Genomic DNA, 20,120 nt, shown 5'->3' with positions numbered 1-20,120 from the left:
CCGCGCGCGACGAAGCTCACTCCGGCCGGGCGCCCGACTCGGCCGAAGTGGGCGGCGCGGTCCCCTCAAAAGCAAGCGGCGGCGCGGTCCCATCAAAAGCGGGTGGCGGCGCGGTCCCCTCAAGAGCGGGCGGCGGCGGCGTGATGCGGAGCTCGTCGAGGCGCTGCCAGAGGGGGCGGAGGGCGGCGTCCGGCTCGCGGGCGAAGATGCTGCCACGGATGCGGACGAAGACGCAGTTGCCCACCCGCTCCAGCACGGCCTGCCTGCGCATGTCGCTTTCCCACTGCTCCGGCCCCTCGTACGAGTCACCGTCGCACTCGATCGCGAGCCGGCGACCGCCCGGGGCGTTGAGCACGAAGTCGATGCGGTAGCCGCCGATGCGATATTGCGGCGTGGGGCGGTGCCCGCGCTCCCACAGCCGGCGCAGCACCTCCCGCTCGAAGTCGCTCTCGCACAACGCCTCGGCGTCCGCCAGTGAGAGCTCCGGCGAGTCGCCCGAAGCACCGGCGGCCCCGGCGAAGTAGGACAGCAGCAGCGCTCGCGCGTCGTCCGGGCGGAGCGCCTCCGAGCGTACGGAATGGAAGATCCACAGCTGGTCCCGGGCGCGCGACGCGGCGACGTTGATCCGGCGGTGGTATTCGCGCTTGGTGAACGCGGCGACGCGGCCGTCGCTGTCCGAGACGACGAGCGACAGCAACACCACGTCGCGTTCGTCGCCCTGGAACGTGTACGCGTCACCGACGCGCAGGCGCCGGGCCTCCATCTCGTCCTCGCCGATGGTCTCGCGCAGGCGGGCCAGCAGATAGGTCGCCTGCCCGCTCGTGCTGAGCAGGCTGATCACGCCCAGGGTCCGGCCGCGGTACGAGGGGTCCGCCACCAGGCCGGCCACCTGGGCGACCAGCGCCTCGGCCTCGGGCACGTTGACGTCGCCGTAGCCTTCGACCGGGTCCCGGTGGCCGTCCACGGCGACGACGCGGACCGGGTCGAGGGCCGGCCGGTCGGCGCGCAACGGCTGGATCTTCGCGTCGTAGTAGTGCTTCGACGAGAACTCGATGATCTGCGGCACACACCGGAAGTGCTCGGTGAGCAGGATGCGCTCGGGCGAACGGCGTACGGCGTGGTCGTAGAGCGACGACTCGGGGTCGAAGTGCTCCGCCGACGGGACGTCGCGCAGGTGGCTGTGGATCAGGCCGGTGACCGGGGCGACAAAGCCGAGCTGCGGGCCGATCTGCTGGTCGTCGCCGACCACGACCGCGCGCTCGGCGAGGGAGAGGATCGGCAGGGAGAATAGGTCGGCCTGGGACGCCTCGTCGACGATCACGACGTCGAAGCGGGCGCCGCCGGCGAACTGCTCGATCGCGCGGTCGACCGACATGACCCACACCGGCACGGCGTCGACGGCGGACTCCATGGCCCGCTGGGCGTGGGCCTGCCAGGCGGCGGCGCTGCGGCCCGTACCCTTGCCGATCTTGCGGAGGGCAGTGGTCCAGTCGGCCAGGGCCGCGCGGCGCCGGTCGTCGAGCGCGCGGGCGACCTCGAGCCAGGCCGACGCCACGACCAGCTCGGCGGTGAGCTTGCGGATCTTGTCCCGGCCCTGCTCGACGCGGCGGTTCAGCGCGGCCGGGTCGACGCTGCCGACCACCTCGTCGAACCACGTCTGCGCCTGCCGCCACCGCCACGCCCGCAGGCACGCCGTCCCGGACACCGCGGGCACGACCCCGGCGTCCACCTGCGCGGCCCACATCGGCGCGGCGCCGGCCAGGCGGTCACGCAGGCCGAGATAGTCGCGTACGGACTCCCGCAGCGCCAGCAGCCGCGATGTCTCCGCCAGGAACTCGTCCCAGCCGTCCAGCGTCCGCCACGCGCGGGCCGCCTCGGGCCAGGGCGCCAGGCCGTCCGCCACGGCCCGGTCGGCCGCATCGAGGCGGTCGAGCTCGAAGACCACCGGCACCGCTGCCACGAGATCCGCGACCTCGGCCAGCCGGGCGGCATCGAGGGCAGGCTCCCACTGAGGCACGACCAGAGCGAGGCGACCGGACAACTCGGGCCACTGTCGCGAGTCAAAGCCTAATGACTGTGTCGCCTCGGCGAGCAGTGTGCCGGCCCACACTTCCGGAGAGCCCTCACGCGCGGGGATACCGAGCCGCTCGATCCATTCCGTCCAGTGCTCCCCGAGCCGGCGCTGCGCCTGCGCCCGGTGCACCCAGGCGACGGCCAGGTCCACGTCTTCCTTGGTGCGCAATGGCTCGTCGTCGACGCGCACCTCGTCGGCGAGCTTCCACAGGGGAGCCTGCAGCAGCCGGCTCACGCCCTTGCCCGCGGCGAACCGACGGTGCAGATCGGTCAAACCGGCGAGCAACTTGCGCGGCTCGGCGGCGAGTTGCGGGGGCACGACGATCCGATGCCCGGCCAGCGCACGGGCCTGCGCCGCGAGCTCGTCCCGCAAACGAGAGGTCGCCGTGACGTGGTCGCCCCAAAGGGTCGCCCAGTGCGGATCGGCGACGAGACGGCCGAGCCGGTCGGTCCACGTGCCTTCGCGCCGTTGCAGCCACGCGACCGCGTCGCGCAGCCCGTCGAGGAGCTCGGCGAGCGCTTCCGGCCCCTCATGGCGTACACGATCGCGGTCGAGCCCGGCCGTCACCAGCCGGGACACCCGCTCGGCGGCCGCCGCCCGCTCGGATCGGTCGCTCTTGGCCCGCGCCGCGGCCGGCAGCGCGGCGATGTCCGGCAGCTCCCGCAACGCCGCGTCCCGGTCCGCGGGCGTGAGCCGGCTCGCCAGCTCCAGCAGCCGCCCGAACTCGTCGCCGTCCAGCGGCGGGTCCGCGTGCGGATCGACGGCGTCGGGGATGCCGCCCTGCGCCGCGGCCCGTTCGCGCAGCCAGGCACCCATCTCGGCCGGCGTCAGTGCCACGTCGTCGACGCGATAGGTCGCGGCCTCGCTCTCGGCGATCGACCGCAGCCCGCCTTGCGCCCGGGCCAGATCGCGCTCGGCCTCCTCCAGCCGCTCGGTCAGCCGGGTCACGCGCGTCGCCTCGGCCCGCTGGTCGAGCGTGGCGGCCCGGTCGCTCAGCTCCCGCGCGGCCAGCTGCAGCTGCACCAGCTGGTCGGTGGTCCGGCCGAGAACAGCCAGGCACAGCGCCCGTACGCCCTCGGGCAGCCCGTCCCGGAGCACCCGCAGCGGGTCCTCCTTCTGCGCGACGACGAGCACCCGCTTGCCGTTCGCCATCAGATGGCAGATGAGGTTGCGGATCGTGTGCGTCTTGCCCGTGCCCGGCGGCCCCTGCACGGCGACGTTGCGGTGCTGGGCGAGCCGCCGCGCGATCGACTCCTGCGCCTCGTTGGTGGGCAGGGGCATGAGCAGCCGCTCCCCCACCCGCCGCCACTCCTCGGGCCGGTCGTCGGGCATCCGCAGCTTGCTCGGCTCGTGGGCGACGATCGCGGCGAGCGCGCCGATGCTCGCGGTGTCGCCGTCGAGCAGCCGGTTGCGCAGGCTTTCCAGGAAGCCGCGCAACAGCCGCTGCCGCGGGCGCGCGAAGAGCACGCCGGTGTCCACGATGTGCGTGCCGCTCGCCCCGGCGCCGGGCTGCACCACCAGCTTGTCGTGCCCGAGCCGGGTGAGCGCCCGCTCGAAGAGCTCCCGCCGCGCGAGGTCGTCCCACAGATCGACCTCGACCGTGCCCGCGGGCCCGGCCAGGGCGAGCAGCTGCCGCAGATAGCGCTCGTCGAGCCCGGTCAGCGCGTCGGTCTGCAGCCGGGACGGGCCCTGCGGCGAGACGGTGACCAGGGCGCGGTCGGCGTCGTACCCGACGATGACCGGCGTGGCGACCAGTGGATAGCGCACCCGCTCGCCGGCCACCTCGGTCGCCAGGACGCCGTGGCCCCAGACCAGCTCGGTGGTGACCGTGGTCATGTCGAGCTGGTGCATGAGGTCGAAGAGCCGCCGGTGCAGGGCCCGGGTGTCCTCGGTGGTGCGGGTCAGCTCCTCCCAGGGCCGCCACACCTCCTCGCGCCACGCCTCGTACTCGGGATGCGGCTCGCCGTCCTCCGTCTCGTTGAGATGGCGGCGCAGCTCCGCCGGCACCGGCGCCGGGCCGGGCAGGTCGGGCAGGCCGACGCGCAGCCAGGTGGTGCCGTCGGCGGCCGGGCCCACCTGGCACGCCGGGTGGCCGGGCAGCGTCTCGAGCCGGAGCGCGTCGGCGGGCAGCGTGCGGGCCGGCCGCTCGAGCTGCGCCCGCACGGCCAGCAGATAGTCGGCGACGGCGACGGCCCTGTCCCGGATCAGGGTGGGATTCTCGGGCTCCGGCATTCTTCGCAGGTTATCCGACTGTGTGGTGCGAGACAGTCATGCGTGCCGGAGGGCCGGACGGGGGATCAGACAACCGTTGGAGATTTCTCCCGTGGAGGTGGGTGGCATGTCGGACATCTCGGACGAGGCCCGCAAGGAGCTGGACGAGCTCGCCAAGCAGCGCGTCGAGGACCTGCCGGGCGAGACCGCACTCGGCAACAAGGACCCCGAGGCGGGCGGCGACGGCGAGCCGGCGGACTGGACGGGCAACAAGGACGTCCAGCTCCCCTGACCGGTGCGGGCCGCGATCAGGCTTCCTCCGGATCGCGGCCCACCGCCGGGCTACTTGTACGCCTTGGCGGGCGGGGGTGCGTACTCGGAGTGCTTGGAGGTTCGCAGTCCCAAGGTGACCAGGGACTGGACCAGCAACGTGGCGGCCGCGACCCCGTCGACGACCGGGACGCCGAGCCGCGCCGAGGCCTTCGCCGCGAGGTCGGCCATCCCGGCGCAGCCCAGGACGATGACGTCGGACTCGTCGCGGGCCAGCGCCTCGCGGCCGAGGGCGACGATCCGGTCGAGCGCGCCGGGATCCAGGTCGAGCACCGGGATGTCACACGCGTGGACGCCCCGGCACGGCGCGCCGTAGCGCTCGGCCAACTCCCGGGCGCGCCCCTTCGTACGGTCCAATGTGGTCACCACGCTGAAGCCGCGACCGACCAGGGCCGCCGCGTGCATCGCGCCCTCCGCGATGCCGACGACCGGACCGGAAGCCAGCTCGCGGGCCGCGTCGAGGCCGGGGTCGCCGAAGCACGCGATGACATAACCGTCGACGCCCTCGCGCTCGCCGCGGGCGATCTCGGCGAGCAGGCCCGGGACGCTGAGCGCCTCGTCGTAGTGGCTCTCGATCGAGGCCGGCCCGGTGGCGGACGTCGCCGCGTCGAGGCGGGTGCCCGGACCGATGACGGCCCGGGCGCACTCCTCGATCGTCGCGGTCATCGCCGCCGTGGTGTTCGGGTTGACGACACGCAGATGCATCAGGCGCTCACGAGCTCGTCCGCCGCCTCGCGCGGTTGCGGCGCCTTGGGCAGCAGCAGGTACGCGGCGAAGCCGAGACCCATCCCGATGAACCAGCTGTACTGGGCCGTGGTGTGCATGCCGGGGCCGCCGGTCCACAGCACCGGCACCATGGCGACGACCGCCCCGATCGCGGTGGCGACGATGGCCGGCGGGTTGTACCCCTTGCGGTACCAGTACCGGCCCTCAGGCGCCATGGTGAACATGTCGTCGACGGCCACGACCTGCCTCTTCACCAGGTAGTAGTCGGCGATCAGGACCCCGAACAGGGGCCCGATGAAGGCGCCGAGCGTCTCCAGCGTGTAGTGGATGACGTCCGGGTTGTTGTAGAGGTTCCACGGCGTGATCAGCACCGAGCCGACCGCCGCGATCATGCCGCCCGCGCGCCAGCTGATCCGCTGCGGGCTGACGTTGGAGAAGTCGAACGCGGGCGAGATGAAGTTGGCCACGATGTTGATGCCGATGGTCGCCGTGGCGAAGGTCAGGGCGCCCAGCACGATCGCGAACGTGCTGTCGATCCTCGCGACCGTGGCGACCGGGTCGGTGATCAGCTCGCCGAACACCGGGATGGTCAGCGACGACGTCACCACGACCAGGATCGAGAAGGCGAGGAAGTTGACCGGCAGCCCGAGCAGATTGCCGGTCTTCACCGCGCGGAACGACTTGCCGTACCGGCTGAAGTCGCCGAAATTCAACATCGGACCCGAGAAGTACGACACCACGAGCGCGATCGCGCCGAGCATGACCGGGATTGCGTCCAGCCCGGTGTACTTGACCTCGCCCAGACTCAGATCAATGTGTCCCCAGCCGGCCTTGTAGATCAGGTAACCGGCCAGCACCGCCATGACCACGTAGACGGCCGGCCCGCAGAAGTCGATGAACTTGCGGATCGTCTCCATGCCGGTCCAGAAGACGGCGGCCTGCAGGACCCAGAGCACCGCGTACGAGCACCAGCCGAGCAGGGGCAGCCCGAGGAAGCCGTACTGGTTCACGTCGGCGTAGGGCGCGAGCGACGGGAAGAGCTTGAGCACCACGACGTCGAGCGCCGCGCTGGCCAGGTAGGTCTGGATGCCGTACCAGGCGACGGCGATCGCCCCGCGGATGATCGCCGGCACGTTGGCGCCCAGCACGCCGAAGACAGTGCGGCAGATCACCGGGTACGGGACCCCGGTCCGCTGGCTCGGCCGGGCGACCAGGTTGCAGAAGAAGTAGACGATCGTGATGCCGGCCAGCAGGCTCACCAGGACTCGCCAGCTCGACAGGCCCAGGGCGAAGAGGCTGCCCGCCGTCACGTAGCCGCCGACGCTGTGCACGTCGGACATCCAGAAGGCGAAGATGTTGTACGAGCCCCACGTCTGCTTCTTCAGCGGGGCGAGGTCCTCGTTCGTGAGGCGCGGATCGTAACCAGGTCTGATGTCCATGCCCACTCCCAGCAGTCGAGCGGCGTCGATGCCGCTCACGCTAGGAAGGCGCTGTTTCACTCAGATGTGCGGAGAGATATATCTGCTTCCCGGAACAGTCCGGTGTGCCGGGGCAGCCGGGCGATGCAGCCCTGCAGCCGCCGGTGATGCGCCGCGCACAGGTCGACGAGCCGGGCGCTGTCCCGGGCTGCGAAGGCGTCGAGCATCGCGTCGTGGTCGTCGTGCAGCCGCTCCCGCTCGGCGCGGTCGAGATGGGCCATGGGCTGCAGCGGCTCGGTCATGTTCCACGCGGCGGTCAGCATGTGCACCAGGCGGCGCATCTCGCACGGCCGGATCAGCGCCAGGTGGAAACGGCGGCTCTCCCGGTGATGCGCCCGGCCGTCACCGCTTCTGACGGCGGCGCCGAGAGCCGCGTGGGCTGACCGCGCCTCGCGGACAGCGGCGTCGTCGGCCCGATCCACGGCCACCCGGAGTGCGGCGGTTTCCAAAGCTTCGCGTACGAGATAAATCTCGGCGAACTCGGCGGCGGTCATCGTGGCGACCCGGTAGCCGGTGCGGGCTCGGTGATCGACCAGCCCCTCGCCGATCAGGGTCATCAGGGCCTCGCGAACCGGAATGCGACTGACGCCGAAGGTCGCCGCGACGCCGTCGACCGGGATCGGCGAGCCGGGCGGGACGTCGCCGTCGAGGATGCAGCGGCGGAGCTCGGCGAGGATCTCGCCCTGGGAGCTGCGCTGGCGGCCGTTCAGACGGGAGAGAAGGACTGACCGGACGCGCGGGTTGGCCATGCCCGACCCTAGGCCCGTTGCGTTATCACCATGTTGCGCATGCGTCGGCCCCGCGCTTTTCGACGCGGGGCCGTCTGGATCAGGGGAAGACCATGCGGCGAGGGCGCGGGATGACCGGCGGCGGGAGCGGCAGGTCGTCGAGGTGGCTCCAGTTGAGAGTGCCGTTGTCGGTCGACTTGATCTCGCCGAGGCAGGCCCGCAGGAGGCCCAGGTGCGGCGCTCCCGCGTAGCCGGCGATCACCACCTCCGGCGCGGGGTCGATCTTCGCGATGGCAGCGCAGATCTTGGCCACCTCCCGCTCGTCCACGGCGTCGAGGGGAAGCGGAGTCTCCGCCTGCGATCGGCGCCACGGCGGCCCGAACCGGCGCAGCAGCTCCCGGGCGAGCCGGCCGAACGAGCGGCCGACGGGAACGTCCCGGATGGAGTCGCGGGCGGACTGCCCGTAGCACCAGGGGACGACGACATGCCCGTTGAGCACCACCAGCTGGTAGACCGACCGGGGCACCGAGATGATCTCGGCCCCGGGCAGGGTGCCCAGGAAGAGCACGAGCTCCTCGTACGGGAGCGGCCAGCGAGGGTTCGCCAGCACGCGCTCGGTCTGCGTGACCGAGGGATGGGTGTTGACCTCACGTTCGATCGCGGTGTTCAACGCCTCGGGTACGCGGGTCCACAATTCGGCGGCGACCTTGTCACCGAATTGCTCGACCACCCAATCGCTGGGACCGACCAGAACGTCTGGACGCATAGGGCTCCACCACCGTCCGTGTCGCTGGCGCTACGTCTGGCTAGAAGAGTTACACCTTCGGAGATCGACTGGAAGAGTCTGTTCCGGAGATCTGGAAAACGGAGGTGAATGAAACTCACCCGGCCGGTCACACCGTTGGTACAGCTGGTTCGCGGGACGCTTCACCGCTGCCGCTGAACCGCTCGTGAGCCGCTCACAGGCCACCCAGGAGGCGCTCTTGGCCGCTCACGGGCTCGCGAACATGCAACTTGCACGGCGAATCGCTCGTGCAAGTTGCATGCCGGTCCGCGGGTGAGTCCCCTACTCGACAGTCAAACCGATCCATATTTCGAGACGGTGACCGGCTTGCTAACACCCGTCGTTCGAATCGCGGAAAATTGATCACGGCCTCGCGGGGTCGGCCCCCGGAATTGCGCGTGGATCGGATAGACGCCGCGCCCGCTATCCTGGTCGGCGGCACAACTTTGTTGCGAGGTGCCCCGCCCTGGCGGGGAGAATCGGGAAGCCGGTGAGAATCCGGCACGGGCCCGCCGCGGTGACCGGGGAGCCGCCGTCCACGTGCCCAGGCTCCGGCCTGGTGCGCAGCCACTGGCCGCCAGGCTGGGAAGGCGGACGGTGAGGCGCTGATCCGGGAGTCCGAAGACCGGCCTCGCGCCTGAAAGCCCTCCGGGGCCGAAGCGCAGCGGGAGCCTGCCTTGATCACCGACCTCTACGACGCCATCCACCGCCGCCGCGACGTCCGCGGCCAGTTCACGGGCGCCCCGATCCCCGCACCCACCCTGGACCGCGTCCTGTCCGCGGCCCACGCCGCGCCGAGCGTCGGCCTCTCCCAGCCGTGGGACTTCATCCTCGTCCGCGACGCCGGCGTCCGCGCCACCTTCCACGCCCACGTCCAGCAGGAACGCGACACCTTCGCCGCCACCCTCGCCCCGGACGCCGCCGAGCGCTTCCGCCCCATCAAGATCGACGGCATCCTCGAGTCGACCCTGTCGGTGGTGGTCACCTACGACCCGACCCGCGGCAGCCCGGCCGTCCTGGGCCGACACGCCATTGCCGATGCCGGGCTCTACTCGGCGTGTCTGGCCATCCAGAATCTGTGGCTGGCGGCGACGGCGGAGGGGCTCGGGGTGGGCTGGGTGTCCTTCTATCGCGAAGACTTCCTGCGGGGGCTGCTCGGCATCCCGGCGGGGGTGCGGCCGGTCGCCTGGCTGTGCGTCGGGCCGGTCACACACCTCGAGGCGACCCCCGACCTCGAACGCCACGGCTGGCGCCGCCGTCGCCCCCTGACCGAAGCAATCCACGAGGAGCGCTGGACCCCCGCCCCACCCGCCTGACCCGACGGGCCGCCCGCCGCCCGTCAGCCCCCGGGGCCCGCGTCGGCGCCGCGCCAGGCGGTGATGGCGTGGGCGTTGGGGACCCCACCCCGGCCACCGCCGCTCGGCGGTCGGCGGTCGGCGCGGTCGGCGGTCGGCGCGGTCGGCGGTCGGCGCGGTCGGCGGCGGGCGTGGTCTCAGGTGCCGGGGGCGGGTGCCGGCGTCAGGAGACGGCGTCGAGGTGGGCGAGCATGGCCTGGTTCGCCTCCCAGCCGTCCGGGAACTTCACCGGCACCCCGAGATGCACCGGCTCGGTCGACGGATGCGCGTCCAGCAGCTCCGCGATGCCGTCGCGGGCCACCACCACGCAGGCGTGACGGTGGCGGGAGGTGAGAACGCACAGGCGCCCCGACTCCAGGTGGAAGGCGGTGGCGTCGCGGCGGCCGGAAAGTGGGTGGAGGACCACGGTCAGGTCGTACTCCCGGCCCTGAAGCCGGTTGGCGGTGTCGACCGTGATGTCCCGGGCCTCCGGCGGCAGGAACGACCGGATCGCCGCCACCTGGTCGCGATGCGCCGCCCCCACCGCGATCCGGTCGGCCGTCAGCGCCCCCTGGCCCGACTCCGACGTGGTCACGCCACCCCGGTCCAAGGCGCGGGCGGCGAGCAGCGCACAGGCGGCCGCCGCCTCGGCATCCGTCCGCACGGTGAAGCGCGCCGGCAACCGCAGCAGCCCCCAGCCGGTCTCCGCCGCCACGTCCAGCACCTTGTCGACCTCCCCGAAGCCGGGCCCGCCCCCCAAGCCGGCCCCGGCACCCGCATCGCCCCCGAGACCCGCGCCCGCTCCGACACCCGCAACGACTCCGAGACCCGCGCCCGCCCGGAGACCCGCGCCGCCGCCCAGCTCAGAGCCGCTGCCCAGCGCTGAGCCACCGCCGGTCGAACCGCCGCCCCCGGACAAAGCGCCGGCTCCAGGCAAAGCGCCGATCCGACGACCGTCGCCCGGCTCGCCGAAGGTCAGCACCCGGTCGCCCGGACCCGTCCCCGACCGGAAACCCGTGAACGGATAGAACGCCTTCGCCACCACGGGCGCCGCCGAAGCCGGGAGGCGCCACGACACCGGCAACCGGTGCACCGGCAGCTCGGGATTGTGACGCAGGAGCACCGCGACCGCGCTCTGCATTGGGTCCCACGAGAGGCCCGTCCAGCGGTCGACCTCGACCGTCGAGAACGGGTCGAGCTGCCCGGGGTCGCCCACGAACAACGCCCGCTCGAACCGGGGCGCGACGCGGAGCAGCGCGTCGGACCGCATCTGGTAGGCCTCGTCGACGATCGCCCAGGGCCACACCCCTTCTGTGACCGTTGCCCATTTGGCGGCTGTGCCGATCGTCACAGGTGGGCCGCCGAGGTCGGGCACCTTGGCGCCGACGCGGCAGGACGGGTGGGCCCGGACGCGCTCGCTCGGCACGTAGTCCACCGCGGAGAGCCGGCCCACGCCCAGCTCCGGCGACTTGACGCCCAGGCGCTCGATGAGATCGTCGACCTGCTCGTTGGTCTGGGCGACGATCATCAGCGGGCCGCCGGCCGCGGCGAGGACGCCCGCCGCCCGTACGACCAAAGTGCTCTTCCCCGCCCCCGGCGGTGAGTCGACCACCACGCCCCGGTGCGGGGAGGTCGCGAGGTCACGCAGCACCGCGTCGACCACCTGCCCCGCCGCGACGGACGGCTCCACCACCGATGAAGAACTCACGGCGACCACCGTAACCGCACCCCCCGACAAAACAGCGGACGCGCAGATCTTCACCAGAAGTGACTAAACGCGTCGCCAATGTCCACGCTGAGCGATCACCCGCTACTTTGAGTGAATGACCGTATTCACGGCGCCCGAGGCCGCGGACGACGGTGTCTACCGCCCGATCCTGCGGCCCCGCCGGGGCGAGCTCGCCGCCCTGCACCACCTCGATCCCGCGTCCGCCCGGCGGGTCACGCCCATCGTCGAGTTGGGACCCGCGGACCGCCTGCCTCAGCTGCTCAGACAGTTCCCGCCCCGGACCGGCGCCGTGGCCGTGGATCTGGCCGCGCTGCCCGACCCCGATGATCCGCTGGTTTCGCCACCGCTCGACCTCGCGGAAGAACTGGCGGGGCTGGGGGTGGCGATGCTGCCGGTGCTCCGGGCGTACGACAGCCGTCGCAGGCTGGTGGAGCACGGCCTGGCCGCTCGCATGCACCTCGAGCGCGCTGTTCTGCGGCTGCGGCCGCACACCGACGCCCGCAACCCGGCCGAGGCGACGGCCACGACCAACCGCATGCTGACGGGATCGGGCCTGCAGGCGGAGCGCGTCGACCTGATCATTGACCTCGCCGAGACAGCGTGTACGGCCCACGCCGCGCGTTTCGAGGACCGCGCCCGCCACATGCTGCGCTGGGCCCGCTCGATGCCGTGGCGTTCGATCACCGTGGCCGCGGGAGCGATGCCGCCCAACCTCGACGACCTGCCCACGGACGAGCCCGTCACCGTCGGCCGCCTCGACGCGAGGATGTGGACCCGATTGCGCGAGCCCGGCGTGGGCTATGCGGACTACGGCGTCACTTCCCCGGTACGCCGTAACGGCAGCAACCATCGTCAGCTCCCCACGCTCCGCTACACCGCCGCGGACGACTGGTGGATCTATCGGTGGGCGCGCCGGGGCGGCCGCAGCGACGACCGGTGCCAAGACCTCTGCCGCACCCTCGTGGCGTCGGCGCACTGGCCGGCCACGGGCGGGCACTTCTCGTGGGGCGACGCGGAGATCGCCCGGCGGGCCCGGAGCGCCCGGGGCGGCGGGAGCCCGGCGAGCTGGATCGCGTGGAGCACGTCACACCACATGGCACATGTCCTGCACACGCTTTGTGGATAACTCTCGGTGCGGCGGGCCATCACTCGTACACTTGTTCGAATGATGCTCGATGCGGCTCTCGCCTATGCCCGGCACGGGATTCCCGTGCTCCCCCTGCATGCCCCTGCTCTGGGCGGCCGATGCTCCTGCGGACGCGCCACGTGTGAGCGCCCGGGCAAGCATCCGCGCCTGCGCCACGGGCTGACCGAGGCGAGCACCGACCCGCTGACGATCGAGGCGTGGTGGGCCCGCTGGCCCGAGGCCAACATCGGCCTGCGCACGGGCACCGCCATGGACGTGGCCGACGTCGACTCCGCCGAGGGCTGGCACGGCCTGCGCCACCTGCTGGGCGGCGAGCTGCCGCCGGGTCCGCAGGTCCGCACGGGCGGCGGCGGCTGGCACTTCTGGTTCCGCCCCTCCGGCCGCGGCAACCGTGTGCGCGTGGTCCCCGGCCTCGACTGGCGCGGCCTGGGCGGCTATGTGGTGGCCCCACCGTCGCGCCACGCCAGCGGCTCCACCTATGACTGGGTGGTGCGCCCCGGCGCGGGCCTCCCGCCCGTCCCCCCGGAGCTGGCCGAGATGATTGCCGGCCCCGAGCCACCTCGCTCGATCAACCCCACCCCACCCCGACACCCTTTTCAGTACGCCGCCGCGGCGCTCGCGGCGGAGTCCGAGCGCGTGGCCCGGGCGCCGGTCGGGGCGCGCAACGACACGCTGAACAGGGCCGCCTTCGCCCTGGGCCGGCTGGTCGCCGCGGGAGTCGCCGACGCGGCCGCCGTGACGCGGGAGCTGACCGCCGCGGCCGCCTGGGCGGGGCTCGGGCGCGCGGAGACCGGTCGCACCATCCGCTCGGGCCTGACCGCCGGCATCCGCGTCGGCCCGCCGCCCGGCATCCACGTCGGCCCGCCGGCGGGCACACGCGTCGGGGCGCCGGCGGGCACACGCGTCGGGGCGCCGGGCGGTGCCGGAGCGTCGGCGGGCATCCGCGTTGGGGCGCCGGGCGAAATCCGCGTTGATGCGCCGGGCGGTGTCGGTGTCGGTGCGACGCCGGGCATCCGTGTCGGTGCGCCGGGCGGCTCGGTTCGTTCCGATGTCACGCGTCCACGATGGCCTGTCGTCACGGATGACGTGCCCCGCGGCGCCGCCGGGGAGCCGGATCGGGGGGCCCGGCGCGGGCCGGCGGCGATTCGGCGCGAAATCTCCGGAGAAAGGGGGCGTGATCGCGTGGCGTGATCGACGAGTTACCAGCAGGATGGGACCGTGACCGATCGAGAGACGCCGAAGTCTTATTTCGTCGAGGTGGAGCTGCCGGCCGGCCGCGACGAGGTGTGGGACGCCGTGACCCAGCCCGCCGTGCTGCGGCAGTGGTTCGGGTGGGACTACGACGAGCTGGACGTGGAGATCGCCCACATCTTCGTGAACGAGGCGACGTTGCGGGCGCCGGAGCGCATGGGCTGGGCCGACGGGTCCTATCTGGAGGTGAGCGGGGACGACGACAGCGCGGTGGTGCGCGCCGTCCGGGAGGGAGTGGACGACCCCGGCCGGTACGACGCGATCGAGGAAGGCTGGCGTGCTTTCCTCGTCCAGCTCCGCTACCTGCTGGCCGAGCGGCCGAGGGGCGAGCGCCGGACGCTCTATCTGACCGGGGCGAGCACGTGGCGTCAGGTCCTCGGCATGACCGGCTCCACCGCGGCGACCGTCACCCGGGCCGGCACCCGGGTCGCCTGGCTCGTCGACGGCGACGGCCACCTCGTCGTCCTCGCCGGCCGCGAGCCGCTGGGCAGCCGCAGCGCCGGACGGTTCGAGGTGACCGTGTCCACCTTCGGGCTGGACGACTCGGCCTTCGAAGTCATCCGCAAACGCTGGACCGAACGCTGGGCGCCCCTCGCCCGCAACGCCCAAGTGACCGCCGCCGACACCCCCGCCCCCTGACCCCGCCGCCCCGAACTCACCGCCGCCCCCGGCCCCCGCCGCCCCGAACTCATCGCCGCCCCCGGCCCCCGCCGCCCCGAACTCATCGCCGCCCCCGACCCCCGCCGCCCCGAACTCATCGCCGCCCCCGACCCCCGCCCGCCCGCCCGCGACCACAACCACGCCGCGCGCCACGACCACAACCGCGCCGCGCCGCGCGCCACCTCCACTGCCTTGCGCGGCTGCCACTGCCCCTTGCCGCCACCGCCGGCCGGCCACCGCCGCCCCTGATTCCCCCGGCCACCACAGCTTCGCCCTGCGCGGCCGCCACCGCCTCGGCCGGCCGCCACCTCCCCCTGACCCGCCGGCGCCCACCGCCCTGCTCTGCGCGGCCGCCACCGCCTTGGCCACCGCAGCCGCTGCCATTCGCGCGCCCCTGGTCCGCCCGGCCGTCACCGTCCTGGCCGACCACCGCACCCACCTTTGCCGGCAACCGGCCACCTGTCCGCCGCGCCCATGCCCGGCCGGGGCGACGGGTGGTGTGCGGGATCACGCACAAGTGGCGACGGGGGCAAGGATCGGGCGGCGGGCACGCGTCCCGGGATTGGGCTGGTCGCCGCGCGGGTAGCCTGGCTCCACGGATGTGGGAGGGCGGAGGGGCATGGCCGAGGACGGGTGGCAGGGGCGCGACCGGCTCGCGGATCCTGACCGGTTGCGGGCCCTGCGGCAAGTCGGGGCCGAGGCGGCGCCCGATCCGGCTTTCGACCGTTTTGCCTCGTTGGTGCACCGGATGCTGGGCGTACCCGTGGCCCTCGTGTCCCTGGTCGACGACCGGCGGCAGTATTTCCCGGGCGAGGTCGGGCTGGGCGAGCCCTGGGCCGGGAAGCGCGAGACCCCGCTGTCCCACTCGTTCTGCCGGCACGTGGTCACCGAGGGCGTGGCCAAGGTCTTCCCGGACGCCCGCATCTATGCGCAGGTGCGGGACAATCTGGCGATCCCGGACCTCGGCGTGGTCGCCTACGCCGGGGTGCCGCTCAACGACGCCGAGGGCCGCACGCTGGGCTCGCTCTGCGCCATCGACACCCGCCCGCGCGCCTGGACGGCCGACGAGCTGGCGATTCTGACCGATCTGGCCGAGGCCTGCGCGTCCGAGCTGCGCCTGCGAATAGAACGCACCACCGCCGAGGAAGCCCGCCAGCACGCCGAAAGCGCCCACGCCCAGGCCGACCGGGAACGCCGGCACGCCGAAGAGGCCCGCACCCAGGCCGAGACGGCGCACGAGCAGCTGGCCATGCTCGCCGAGCTGACCGAGACCTTCGCGACCACGTTCGACGCGGGCGAGGGCATGCGCCAGCTCGCGGCCGGCGTCGTGCCGCGCCTGGCCGACTGGTCTCTCGTGACGCTCGCGGGCAAGGAGGGCGAGATCCGGCACGCCGCCGGGGCGCACCGGGACCCGGAGCGGGCGGCGGACATGGAGCGTTACACCGAGCTCGTACGCACCGGGCTGACCGCGCAGTCGATGGTGCCCGTGGCGCAACGGCTCGGGCGGCCTGTGCGGCGCAGCGGCGAGTCCCGCGAGGCGATGCTGGCCCGGGTCGGCGACCCGGAGCTGGTGGAGACGGCGGAGCGGCTCGGCATCGCGTCGTACGTCATCGTGCCCATCACCGCGCCGGTGACCCGGGAGGTGCTCGGCTCGCTCGCGCTGGTGAACAGGGCCGGGCGCGCGGAGTTCAGCGAGGCCGACGAGCGCACCGCGGTCGACATCGCGCGGCGGGCGGGACTGGCGATCGACAACAGCCGCCTGTACGCCCAGCAGCGCCACGTCGCCGAGGTCCTCCAGCACAGCATGTTGCCGGCCCTCCCGACGATCCCCGGGTTCGAGCTGCACGCCCGTTACCTGCCCGCGCAGGACGGCGCGGCCGTGGGCGGGGACTGGTACGACGCCTTCGCCCAGCCCGACGGCTCCCTGATGCTCGCCGTCGGGGATGTCTCGGGGCACGACATCGAGGCGGCGGCGTCCATGGGCCAGTTGCGCAACCTCGTGCGCGGGGACGCGTACGGGCGGGACGACGACCCGGGTCCGCTCCTCGCGCAGCTGGATCGGGCCGTGCACGGGCTCGCGCTGCCGACGGCGGCGACCGCCGTGCTGGCCCGGGTGCGGCGCGCCGACGAGGGGTTCGACGTCGCGTTCGCGAACGCGGGCCACCCGCCGCCCATGCTGGTGCACCCGGACGGGCGGGTCGAGGTGTGGTGGGAGACACCGCAGCCGCTGCTCGGTCTTCTGCCCCGGACTGTGCGCACGACCCATCGGCGGCGGGTGCCGTCCGGGGCGACGCTGGTGCTTTACACGGACGGGCTCGTCGAGCGGCCGGACGAGATCCTCGACGAGGGCATCGCCCGGATCCGGCTCAGCCTGGCGAAGTATGCCGGCCGGCCCGGCCAGGAGATCGTCGACCTGCTCATCGCGGACGCCGACCGGCACACCGACGACACGGCGCTACTGCTCGTCCGCTTCCAGTGAGGAGGAGGGCGGGCCGCCGTGTGTCCACGGTGTCTGCTCCGGCTCGGGGAAGGCGCCCCCGGGCCGGTAGGCCTCGCTCAACGTGGTGAGCAACACGCGTTCCCCCACCTCCGGCACGCTTCCCGGCTCGGCGACCAGCTTGCGCCCCATGCCACCGGACAGTTCGAGGACCACGTCGACGGCGGCCCCGGACGGCTGAAGGGAGATCACCGTCGCCTTCTGGGCGGGCCGGGCGGGCGAGGTCAGCACGGCGCCGGGCTCCACGCGTACCGTCTCGGTGGTCCGCACCATGATCCGCGGCCGCAGGACGGGCCGGCGTCCGGTGTCGTCGACGCGGTCCGCCTTGGCCAGCGTGACCTCGCCCTCGAACGCGGCGCCCACCAGCCGGTACTCCGCCATGATCAGCGGGTCGTCGAACGCGCGCTGCACCGCGTACCGGGAAGCGGCGTTTTCCAGACGGCTGAGCCGGGCCGCGGCAGCCACCGCGCCGTCACGCCGGGGTTGCGGCGCGCCGCCCTCCGCGACGTGCAGCCAGAAGGCCGAGAACGCGTCGCGGTCCCCGTCCCAGCGGCTCGCCACCCGACCGGCCTCCGGCAGCTGCGCGAGCAGGTCACGCGCCCGCCACATGAGGTGCCACGTGGGCAGCAGTTGCTCCCGCAGGACCTCGCGCAGCTTCGCGACGTCGGGCTCGGCCACCGAGATCAGCGGCGCGAGCACGTCGTTGTCGAAGCCCGGGTCGGTGGCCGGCCCGGCGGGCGGGGTGACGGCCGGGTCCTCGGCCGCCGCGGCCGCCTCGAAGACGGTCCGGCCCGGTTCCGGATCGAGCCACCCCATCAGGGCCGCCAGCTGGGCGTCCTCGGCACTGCTCTGCCCGGTCGCCCAGTGCGACGACAGCGCCTGTACGGCCGTCAGCAGCAGCGACGACCCGGCCACCTCCGCCGAGTTGCCGAAGAAGGTCAGCCACCGCCCGAGCAACGGCACCGTGGCCGGGACCGCGTACTCGCCCTCGGTCGATCGGAACCGCGTCGACCGTCCGAAGAGCCGCAGGAAGTCGACACCCCCGGGATTCGGCACCCAGAGCTGTGGCGCGTCGGTGTACCGGTAGCGCACGTCACGTCCCCGGTCGATGGCCACGGCCTCGGTCTCGCCCGTGAACGACTCCAGATAGGGCAGCAGCACCTCCGCCAGCTCGGCCGCGAAGGCGAACCGGTCGTCGCGGTTGCGCGGCTGCGCCACGACGAGCACCTGCGGGTCGTCGCGCTCGGTGCCCACCATCGCGGCGAGCGGGGCGTTGGGCTCACCCGCCATCGTGTACGGGATGAGCACCAGCGGCCGCGCGTGCAGGTGCAAGTGGCGGACGGTCGCCAGCGGCTGCGCCCGGCCCTCCGCGAATGCCTGGGCCCGGGCCAGTGCCGTCAACGTGCTCACGACAAGATTTCAGCACGCAATCGAGCCGCCGCCTGCAGCAGTGTGGCCGCCTCCGCCTGCTCGGGCGTGGGCTCCCGGGTGCCCGCGGCCAGGGCCAGCGCCTCCGCCACGGTCTCCACCCCGCCGAGCGCGTCGCGCACCGGGCGCCCGAGGGCGGCCGTGGATCCCGCGGCCTCGTGCCGGCAGTAGACGGCCAGCTCGCAGGCCGAGAGGCACTCCGGCGCGTAGCGGGCTTCCACCCGATCCAGCGACGCGAGCAGGTCGGCGGGCGGCAGCGTCACGTCGAAGCTGACCCCCGGCGGCAGCTCCGCCGCGAGGTCGCCGACCGAGGCGAGCCGGGTGAGCTGGCGCTGCAGCGTGGCCAGCTGCTTGCGGACGTCGATCACCACGGCCGTCGGGGTCAGTGAGAAGTCGCGCGGGCAGACCAGCACGACGTCGTGGCTGACCAGGGCCGGGTCGTGGCCGAGGCTCGCGAGGAGCTTCCGGAGGGCGAGCACGTAGACGGCGGCCTGGACGGCGGCGGCCGAGACCTTGGCGCTGTCGGCCTGGCCGTCGACGATCGCGAACGACTTGATCTCGACGACGTGCAGCCGCCCCTCCACCTGGAACGCGACGAGGTCCGGCTCCAGGAACACCCGCTGCCCGGCCACGTCCAGCGTGAGCAGCGGGTGGTCGACGAGCGCGGAGAACACTTCCGGACGACCGAACAGCTCCCGCGTACGGGCGTGGCGCGCGCTCAGCGTGTCGTCGGCGTCCTCGCCCAGGTCGTCGTAGCCGACCTCGGGCACGTCCAGGTCGAGCACCTCGCGGAGCACCTCGAGCAGGAGCTTGCCGCCGTCGTCCTTGAGCATCGCCTCGAACGCGTTGCCCCGGGCCAGCGCGAAGCGCGACTGTCCGAACGCCGCCGGGAACCCGATGGTCTGCGCGAGCCGGGGCTTGTCGACGCCGGCCGCATCGAGCACCGCCCGGCGCGTACATCCGGGGTTGCCGGTCAGCGCCGCGATCGTGCGCGCGTTGTGCCGCTTGGCCGGCGTGTCACCCCGCAGCCGGTCGAGGGCCGGGTCGGGATTGCGCTGATGGGGGGCCGGCGTCACCCGCGGGCCCGCTGGTGGGGCAGGCTCATCACGCCGAAGAGGCGCTGACGCTCGTCGAGCAGCTCCCACCGGGCGACCAGCGCGTCCGGGACCGGCTCGGGCGTGATCTCGGCCAGCGCCGCGCGGGCGGCGTCGGCGAGGGCGCGCGGGTCGTGCACGAGGAAGGCCTCGGCGCCGCCCGGGACGCTCTCGGCCAGCCGGCGGAGCAGGCCCATGGCGGCGGCGCTCGCGCCGGCACGGATCACGATGAACTCGGCGATGCGGATCACCGCGGCCAGGGCGTTGGCGCGCGCGGCGGCGGGCGACACCAGGCGGCGGGCCACCGGCCAGCCCGAGAGGGTGATCAGGCCGCGGGCCGCCGACAGGTCGTGGTGCAGGGCGGGCACCAGCCGGTACGCCGCCAGGGTGTCCGGATCGAAGCGGCGTTCCTCGTCGCGGAGCAGCTCGGCCAGATCCGGCACGGAGACGTCACCGTCGAAAAGGGCGGCGTGCACGTCCACGACCAGGCGGGCCGGGGCCGGGGCGCCGAGCAGCACGAGGGCGTGACGGGCCTGCTCACGCGTCCCGGGCAGCATGCTGAGAGTGCTCATGTGTGGCCTGCTTCACAGATTCGGTCTCTGGGGCGGATCGACCTTAGATCCTCATACACGCCGCGGGCAATGCTCCG

At 73.2% G+C, this 20,120-nt stretch carries 15 protein-coding genes and 1 riboswitch; of the genes, 6 read left to right on the top strand and 9 right to left on the bottom strand.

Features of this window, described 5'->3' with window-relative positions; genetic code table 11:
• Window positions 1-16 precede the first annotated feature (16 nt).
• Window positions 17-4,306: a PDDEXK-like endonuclease domain-containing protein gene (locus RAN62_RS37595; protein ID WP_305789643.1), complete on the bottom strand. Its 4,290-nt coding sequence runs from the start codon at window positions 4,304-4,306 to the stop codon at window positions 17-19.
• A gap of 106 nt (window positions 4,307-4,412) precedes the next feature.
• Here RAN62_RS37595 and RAN62_RS37590 point away from each other — a divergent pair, with 106 nt between their 5' ends.
• Window positions 4,413-4,577 carry a hypothetical protein gene (locus tag RAN62_RS37590; protein ID WP_305789642.1) on the top strand — a complete coding sequence of 55 codons (165 nt, stop codon included), beginning with the start codon at window positions 4,413-4,415 and terminating at the stop codon, window positions 4,575-4,577.
• 50 nt (window positions 4,578-4,627) lie between these two features.
• Here RAN62_RS37590 and RAN62_RS37585 read toward each other — a convergent pair whose 3' ends face one another.
• The 4 genes from RAN62_RS37585 to RAN62_RS37570 all read right to left on the bottom strand — a co-directional run bounded on the left by RAN62_RS37585 (window position 4,628) and on the right by RAN62_RS37570 (window position 8,313).
• Window positions 4,628-5,320 (bottom strand): aspartate/glutamate racemase family protein, encoded by a 693-nt coding sequence (locus tag RAN62_RS37585; protein WP_305789641.1) that lies wholly within the window; start codon window positions 5,318-5,320, stop codon window positions 4,628-4,630.
• Window positions 5,320-6,780: an NCS1 family nucleobase:cation symporter-1 gene (locus RAN62_RS37580; protein ID WP_305789640.1), complete on the bottom strand. Its 1,461-nt coding sequence runs from the start codon at window positions 6,778-6,780 to the stop codon at window positions 5,320-5,322. Before RAN62_RS37580 ends, RAN62_RS37585 begins: the two co-directional genes overlap by 1 nt.
• Window positions 6,781-6,836: 56 nt before the next feature.
• The gene (locus RAN62_RS37575; protein ID WP_305789639.1) at window positions 6,837-7,568 is read right to left on the bottom strand and encodes a GntR family transcriptional regulator; all 732 of its coding nucleotides are present in this window, start codon (window positions 7,566-7,568) and stop codon (window positions 6,837-6,839) included.
• Between the two features lie 79 nt (window positions 7,569-7,647).
• Complete coding sequence (locus RAN62_RS37570; RefSeq protein ID WP_305789638.1) at window positions 7,648-8,313, bottom strand: hypothetical protein; 666 nt, start codon at window positions 8,311-8,313, stop codon at window positions 7,648-7,650.
• A gap of 455 nt (window positions 8,314-8,768) precedes the next feature.
• Window positions 8,769-8,979, top strand: a riboswitch (cobalamin riboswitch).
• A 32-nt stretch (window positions 8,980-9,011) separates the two neighbouring features.
• Between RAN62_RS37570 and bluB the strand changes: the two genes are divergently transcribed.
• Window positions 9,012-9,647, top strand: coding sequence for a 5,6-dimethylbenzimidazole synthase (gene bluB, locus RAN62_RS37565; RefSeq protein ID WP_438874600.1), 636 nt, complete (start codon window positions 9,012-9,014; stop codon window positions 9,645-9,647).
• 202 nt (window positions 9,648-9,849) lie between these two features.
• Here bluB and RAN62_RS37560 read toward each other — a convergent pair whose 3' ends face one another.
• On the bottom strand, window positions 9,850-11,373 hold the full coding sequence (locus RAN62_RS37560; protein ID WP_305789636.1) for an AAA family ATPase: 1,524 nt from the start codon (window positions 11,371-11,373) through the stop codon (window positions 9,850-9,852).
• Window positions 11,374-11,488: 115 nt separating this feature from the next.
• On the opposite strand from RAN62_RS37560, the gene RAN62_RS37555 reads away from it, so the two are divergent.
• The 4 genes from RAN62_RS37555 (at window position 11,489) to RAN62_RS37540 (ending at window position 16,931) form a co-directional block, all read left to right on the top strand.
• Window positions 11,489-12,520, top strand: coding sequence for a beta family protein (locus tag RAN62_RS37555; protein WP_305789635.1), 1,032 nt, complete (start codon window positions 11,489-11,491; stop codon window positions 12,518-12,520).
• A gap of 39 nt (window positions 12,521-12,559) precedes the next feature.
• Window positions 12,560-13,732 carry a bifunctional DNA primase/polymerase gene (locus RAN62_RS37550; protein ID WP_305789634.1) on the top strand — a complete coding sequence of 391 codons (1,173 nt, stop codon included), beginning with the start codon at window positions 12,560-12,562 and terminating at the stop codon, window positions 13,730-13,732.
• 27 nt (window positions 13,733-13,759) lie between these two features.
• Window positions 13,760-14,431 carry an SRPBCC family protein gene (locus tag RAN62_RS37545; protein WP_305789633.1) on the top strand — a complete coding sequence of 224 codons (672 nt, stop codon included), beginning with the start codon at window positions 13,760-13,762 and terminating at the stop codon, window positions 14,429-14,431.
• A 640-nt stretch (window positions 14,432-15,071) separates the two neighbouring features.
• A complete protein-coding gene (locus tag RAN62_RS37540) occupies window positions 15,072-16,931 on the top strand; it encodes a SpoIIE family protein phosphatase (RefSeq protein WP_305789632.1) in 1,860 nt (619 codons plus the stop codon).
• Here RAN62_RS37540 and RAN62_RS37535 read toward each other — a convergent pair.
• Genes RAN62_RS37535 through RAN62_RS37525 form a run of 3 tightly spaced genes read right to left on the bottom strand, consistent with a single transcriptional unit; the run spans window position 16,908 to window position 20,043 of the window.
• Window positions 16,908-18,359, bottom strand: coding sequence for a hypothetical protein (locus RAN62_RS37535; protein WP_305789631.1), 1,452 nt, complete (start codon window positions 18,357-18,359; stop codon window positions 16,908-16,910). The genes RAN62_RS37540 and RAN62_RS37535 overlap by 24 nt on opposite strands.
• A complete protein-coding gene (locus RAN62_RS37530; protein WP_305789630.1) occupies window positions 18,356-19,453 on the bottom strand; it encodes a hypothetical protein in 1,098 nt (365 codons plus the stop codon). Before RAN62_RS37530 ends, RAN62_RS37535 begins: the two co-directional genes overlap by 4 nt.
• Window positions 19,450-20,043: a hypothetical protein gene (locus tag RAN62_RS37525; protein WP_305789629.1), complete on the bottom strand. Its 594-nt coding sequence runs from the start codon at window positions 20,041-20,043 to the stop codon at window positions 19,450-19,452. The genes RAN62_RS37530 and RAN62_RS37525 overlap by 4 nt, the downstream gene beginning before the upstream one ends.
• Between the last annotated feature and the right edge of the window lie 77 nt (window positions 20,044-20,120).

This window comes from Symbioplanes lichenis (genome assembly GCF_030709675.1).
Lineage (GTDB): Bacteria > Actinomycetota > Actinomycetes > Mycobacteriales > Micromonosporaceae > Actinoplanes > Actinoplanes lichenis.
This window is presented reverse-complemented; position numbering and strand designations above follow the sequence as displayed.

Excerpts from the sequence above, each read along its gene's own strand:
- RAN62_RS37595 (WP_305789643.1), bottom strand. The coding sequence starts at position 4,306 with ATGCCGGAGCCCGAGAATCCCACCCTGATCCGGGACAGGGCCGTCGCC.
- RAN62_RS37590 (WP_305789642.1), top strand. The coding sequence starts at position 4,413 with ATGTCGGACATCTCGGACGAGGCCCGCAAGGAGCTGGACGAGCTCGCC.
- RAN62_RS37585 (WP_305789641.1), bottom strand. The coding sequence starts at position 5,320 with ATGCATCTGCGTGTCGTCAACCCGAACACCACGGCGGCGATGACCGCG.
- RAN62_RS37580 (WP_305789640.1), bottom strand. The coding sequence starts at position 6,780 with ATGGACATCAGACCTGGTTACGATCCGCGCCTCACGAACGAGGACCTC.
- RAN62_RS37575 (WP_305789639.1), bottom strand. The coding sequence starts at position 7,568 with ATGGCCAACCCGCGCGTCCGGTCAGTCCTTCTCTCCCGTCTGAACGGC.
- RAN62_RS37570 (WP_305789638.1), bottom strand. The coding sequence starts at position 8,313 with ATGCGTCCAGACGTTCTGGTCGGTCCCAGCGATTGGGTGGTCGAGCAA.
- RAN62_RS37555 (WP_305789635.1), top strand. The coding sequence starts at position 11,489 with ATGACCGTATTCACGGCGCCCGAGGCCGCGGACGACGGTGTCTACCGC.
- RAN62_RS37550 (WP_305789634.1), top strand. The coding sequence starts at position 12,560 with ATGATGCTCGATGCGGCTCTCGCCTATGCCCGGCACGGGATTCCCGTG.
- RAN62_RS37540 (WP_305789632.1), top strand. The coding sequence starts at position 15,072 with ATGGCCGAGGACGGGTGGCAGGGGCGCGACCGGCTCGCGGATCCTGAC.
- RAN62_RS37525 (WP_305789629.1), bottom strand. The coding sequence starts at position 20,043 with ATGAGCACTCTCAGCATGCTGCCCGGGACGCGTGAGCAGGCCCGTCAC.